The organism is Micromonospora sp. AMSO12t (assembly GCF_008806585.1).
Taxonomy (GTDB): Bacteria; Actinomycetota; Actinomycetes; order Mycobacteriales; family Micromonosporaceae; genus Micromonospora; species Micromonospora reichwaldensis.
The window spans coordinates 1-4,611 of record NZ_WAAS01000385.1; the positions used below are offsets into that span (position 1 = coordinate 1).

The following is a 4,611-nucleotide window of genomic DNA, read 5'->3' on the forward strand; positions in this document are numbered from 1 at the left end:
GACAGCGCGAATGGCACCAACCCCCGGGCTGGTGGGGAACGGGCCGGGGCGAACCCGGGTGGTCCGGCCCTGTGGCGATGGTGATCACGCTGGCTAGGGGCAGTGCCTGGAACACGCCCGCCCGGCCGGGGGGTTCGGCGCGGGTGGCGGCCTACGCCGGGCGGGTGGCGCGTTCGGCGCGGGTGGCGCGCCAGAGGCCGTAGATCGTTAGCGCGGCGGCAGCCACCAGCGGGCCGCCGTCGCGGACCAGCCCGTCCGGGCCGAGCAGCCACCAGCACAGCGGCAGGTCGACGGCGAGCACGATCGCGGTGACGGCCACCAGCAGCGTGCGCGCCCAGCCCTTGCCGCGCATCAGGAAGGCGGTGCAGAAGAGCACCGCGTAGCTGGTCACGATCCCGGCGGCGAACCAGAGCAGCACGGCGGGCACGGCGGCGAGCCGGTCGTCCAGCACCGCGCCGCCGGCGACCAGCGCCGGGACCAGCATGAGCGGGCTGTACGTGAACGCCGCGACCCGGCTGGTGAGCAGCCAACCGCTGACCTCCGGCCGGCGGGGCGGGGTCTCCCGCCAGGAGATGCCCTCCCGGTCGATGACCAGGCGGGGCCGGTGGCGGACCAGGTGCCCGGACACCGCGGACGAGCGGTAGAGCAGCCAGACCACGGCGGCGCAGAGCACGGTGAGCAGGGCGAACCCGAGCAGCCCCGGCAGCGGCGGCACTCCCTGCCGGGGCACGATCAGCCGGCCGACCGCGAAGACCGTGGTCACCGCCAGGATCAGCCCGAACGGCCGGGCCACCGTCCGGCCCCGACGGACGTGCCCGATCAGCAGCAGGAAGCCGAGCGAACGGAGCATCGCCCAGCCCGTCCGCACCGCCAGCCCGAAGCCCTGCTCCGGGGCGTACCACCAGTTGAGCAGCTCGACCACGACGGTGGCCGCCGCGGTCAGCGCGAGCAGTGCGGTCAGCGCCCGGACGGCGGACGGCCGCCGGACCTCGGTCGCGGCGGCCGTCCTCATGGGATCCGATGATGCCCCGTCGGGGCGTCGGTCACACCTGTCCTCAGCGCTGCGGCGCCGCGTCGAGCCGGGCACGCAGCGCGTCCAGCTCGGCCCAGAGCACGCCCGGCAGCTTGTCGCCGAACTTCTCGAACCACTCGGTGACCATCGGGAGCTCCTTGCGCCACTCCTCCGGGTCGACCTTCAGCGCGATCCGGACGTCCTCCGGGGTCATGTCGAGGCCCTCGACGTCGAGCGCGTCCTGGGCCGGGACCATGCCGATCGGCGTCTCCACCGCCTCGGCGCGCCCCTCGATCCGCTCGATGACCCACTTGAGCACGCGGGAGTTCTCGCCGAAGCCGGGCCAGAGGAAGTTGCCCTCCGGGTCCTTGCGGAACCAGTTGACGTAGTAGATCTTCGGCAGCTTGGACTCGTCGCCGTCGGTGCCCTTGCCCATCTCGATCCAGTGCCGGAAGTAGTCGCCGGCGTGGTAGCCGATGAACGGGAGCATCGCCATCGGGTCGCGCCGGACGACGCCGACCGCACCGGAGGCGGCGGCGGTGGTCTCCGAGGAGAGCGTCGCGCCCATGTAGACCCCGTGCACCCAGTCGCGGGCCTCGGTCACCAACGGGATGGTGTCCCGGCGGCGACCACCGAAGAGGATCGCGTCGATCGGCACGCCGTTCGGGTCGAAGTAGTCCTCGGCCAGGATCGGGCACTGGGTGATCGGGGTGCAGAACCGGCTGTTCGCGTGCGAGGAGAGGCTGTCGCTCTCCGGCGTCCAGTCGTTGCCCTTCCAGTCGACCAGGTGCGCCGGCGGCTCGCCCATGCCCTCCCACCAGATGTCCCCGTCGTCGGTCAGGGCGACGTTGGTGAAGACGGAGTTGCCGCGGTCCAGCGTCCGCATCGCGTTGGCGTTGGTCTTCCAGTCGGTGCCGGGCGCGACGCCGAAGAGGCCGTACTCGGGGTTGACCGCGTAGAGGCGGCCGTCCGGGCCGAAGCGCATCCAGGCGATGTCGTCGCCGATGGTCTCGACCTTCCAGCCCGGGACGGTCGGCTCCAGCATGGCCAGGTTGGTCTTGCCGCAGGCCGACGGGAAGGCCCCGGCGACGTGGTAGACCTTGCCCTCCGGCGAGGTGATCTTGAGGATGAGCATGTGCTCGGCGAGCCAGCCCTCGTCGCGGCCCATCACGCTGGCGATCCGCAGCGAGTAGCACTTCTTGCCGAGCAGCGAGTTGCCGCCGTAGCCGGAGCCGAAGGACCAGATTTCCCGGGTCTCCGGGAAGTGGGAGATGTACTTGGTCTCGTTGCACGGCCACGCCACGTCCTGCTGGCCGGGGTTGAGCGGGGCGCCGATGGAGTGCAGCGCGTGGACGAAGTCCGCGTCGTCGCCCATGGCCTCCAGGACCTTGGCCCCCATCCGGGTCATGATGCGCATCGACGCGACCACGTACGGGCTGTCGGTGATCTCGACGCCGAACATGGGGCTCTCGGCCTCGACCGGGCCCATGCAGAACGGGATGACGTACATGGTGCGCCCGCGCATGCAACCGCGGTAGAGCTCCGTCATCGTCCGCTTCATCTCGGCCGGCGCCATCCAGTTGTTGGTGGGGCCGGCGTCCGCCTCGTCGACGGAGCAGATGTAGGTGCGCTCCTCGACCCGGGCGACGTCCGTCGGGTCGGTGCGCGCGTAGAACGAGTTGGGCTTCTTCTCGGGGTTGAGCCGGATCAGGGTGCCGGCCTCGACCAGCTCGTCGGTGAGGCGCCGCCACTCCTCGTCGGACCCGTCCACCCAGACGACGCGGTCGGGGGTGGTCAGTTCAGCGACCTCACGGACCCAGGCGAGCAGTTTCGGGTGGGACGTCGGGGCCTGATCGATACCCCGAACGGTAGCCGGAGCAACCATGACACATCTCCTTGTGGTCGACGCTGACCGATCTATGGGATGCACGAGTCTTGACGGCGCTATGCGTCGTCTTCGTGGAAACCTGGGATTGGCCTCAGCGTAAACCGGGCGAGGTCACCAGTCAGTGGGACTGGTTGTGAAGAACTGCACAAGGTACGGGCACGCTGCGGCATCACGAGCTAATACCCGCTTTCACGCGCAGTTTCACGCAAATCCTGTGGGGAACCGTCACCGGCCGGGCCGGCGGCGCCCCGGACGGCGGAACCCGCGAACCGCTCCGCAGGCGGTCCGATCTCGTTACGCTCTGTCCACAGGCGCACACCCGGGTGAGCGGTCCGCCGTTGCTACCCGTGCGGGATGACCCCAGCCGGTAGGCTCGCGTCGTGGCCGCGACGACGACCGGGGAGCCCGGCTCTCCGCAGACCCGCCCGGGTCTGGTCCGCGCGCTGGTGGACCGCTTCGGCCACCTGGTCCGCGAGCTGAGCAAGTTCGCCACCGTGGGCGGGATCGCCTTCCTGATCGACTTCGCCCTCTTCAACTACCTGACGAGCGTGCGGGGCGTCGAACAGGTCACCGCGAAGACCATCTCGACGGTGATCGCGGCGTCCGTGGCGTTCGTCGGCAACCGGTTCTGGACGTGGCGGCACCGCAAGCGCTCCAACCCGGCCCGCGAGTACGCACTGTTCTTCTTCTTCAACGGCGTCGGCCTGGGGATCGCCGTGGCCTGCCTGGCGGTCAGCCGCTACGGCCTGGGCAGCATCTGGCCGGAGGTGTTCCAGACCCCGCTGGCCGACAACATCGCCAGCTTCATCGTCGGGACCGGGCTCGGGACGCTGTTCCGGTTCTGGTCCTACCGACGGTTCGTCTTCGTCGAAGCGGGAACCCCCTCCGTTCCGGAAGAGAAGCACGACCGAGACCACCGGGCGTGACCAACCGCCCACCTTCGTCCCGGCCGGAGCCTGCCGGCCCCGCCCACTGCCCTAAGGTGTTCCGCATGCGTCTTGTCCGTCTGCTGCCTGAGCGCTGGCAGAAGTTCATCCACGAGGCGCTCAAGTTCGGAATCGTCGGCGGCGTCAACACCGTAATCAATTACGCCGTGTTCAATGTGCTCGCACTGACCGTTTTCGTGGACGGTCAACTGAAGGCGACGGTCATCGCGACCGTGGTGGCGACGATCACGTCTTATCTGATGAATCGTCACTGGACGTACCGGGATCGCCCCAAATCGGCCATGCGACGCGAGTACGTCCTCTTCTTCCTCTTCAACGGGGCGGGCCTGCTCATCGAACTGGGCGTCCTGGCCGCCGCCAAGTACGGGCTGGGCCTGACCAGCCTGCTGGCCCTCAACGTGGCCAAGACCGGTGGCGTGCTGCTCGCGACGCTGTTCCGCTTCTGGTCCTACCGCACGTTCGTCTTCCAACCGGCGCCCGCCCACGCGGCCGAGACGTGGCACAGCATCCCGCGCGACGAGTGGGACACCATGGCCGAGATGGACCCGGTGGCCGAGTTGGCCGAGTCGATCTCCGAGCTGGAGGAGTCCGAACCACCGCCCGGCGCCGCGCGGCGTGCCCCACGCGGCAAGCCCGGCCCCGAACCCGCGTCGGCGGCGGGCCCGGCGGCCCCGGTCCAGGGGCGCCCCGTCCCGCTCGACGCCGGCCTCGGCGGCTCCCTCGACCGGGAGCTGGAGGCGGAACTGGCCGCCGAACTCCAGGCC

At 70.1% G+C, this 4,611-nt stretch carries 4 protein-coding genes and 1 pseudogene; 3 read left to right on the forward strand and 2 right to left on the reverse strand.

From position 1 onward, the window contains the following. Nucleotides 1–151 precede the first annotated feature (151 nt). Both F6X68_RS30830 and F6X68_RS30835 read right to left on the reverse strand, forming a co-directional pair. Complete coding sequence (locus tag F6X68_RS30830) at nucleotides 152–1,012, reverse strand: hypothetical protein (protein WP_151457546.1); 861 nt, start codon at nucleotides 1,010–1,012, stop codon at nucleotides 152–154. Between the two features lie 43 nt (nucleotides 1,013–1,055). Continuing rightward, entirely contained in the window at nucleotides 1,056–2,897 is a 1,842-nt protein-coding gene (locus F6X68_RS30835) for a phosphoenolpyruvate carboxykinase (GTP) (protein ID WP_151457547.1), read from the reverse strand. 136 nt (nucleotides 2,898–3,033) lie between these two features. Between F6X68_RS30835 and F6X68_RS34935 the strand changes: the two are divergent. From F6X68_RS34935 to F6X68_RS30845, 3 genes and pseudogenes are all read left to right on the forward strand, one after another. Next, a pseudogene (locus F6X68_RS34935) lies at nucleotides 3,034–3,125 on the forward strand (GtrA family protein); the annotation flags it as partial. Nucleotides 3,126–3,280: 155 nt separating this feature from the next. Further along, the gene (locus F6X68_RS30840) at nucleotides 3,281–3,826 is read left to right on the forward strand and encodes a GtrA family protein (protein ID WP_151457548.1); all 546 of its coding nucleotides are present in this window, start codon (nucleotides 3,281–3,283) and stop codon (nucleotides 3,824–3,826) included. Nucleotides 3,827–3,891: 65 nt separating this feature from the next. After that, the coding region (locus F6X68_RS30845) for a GtrA family protein (RefSeq protein ID WP_151457549.1) at nucleotides 3,892–4,611 on the forward strand (720 nt) is incomplete at its 3' end.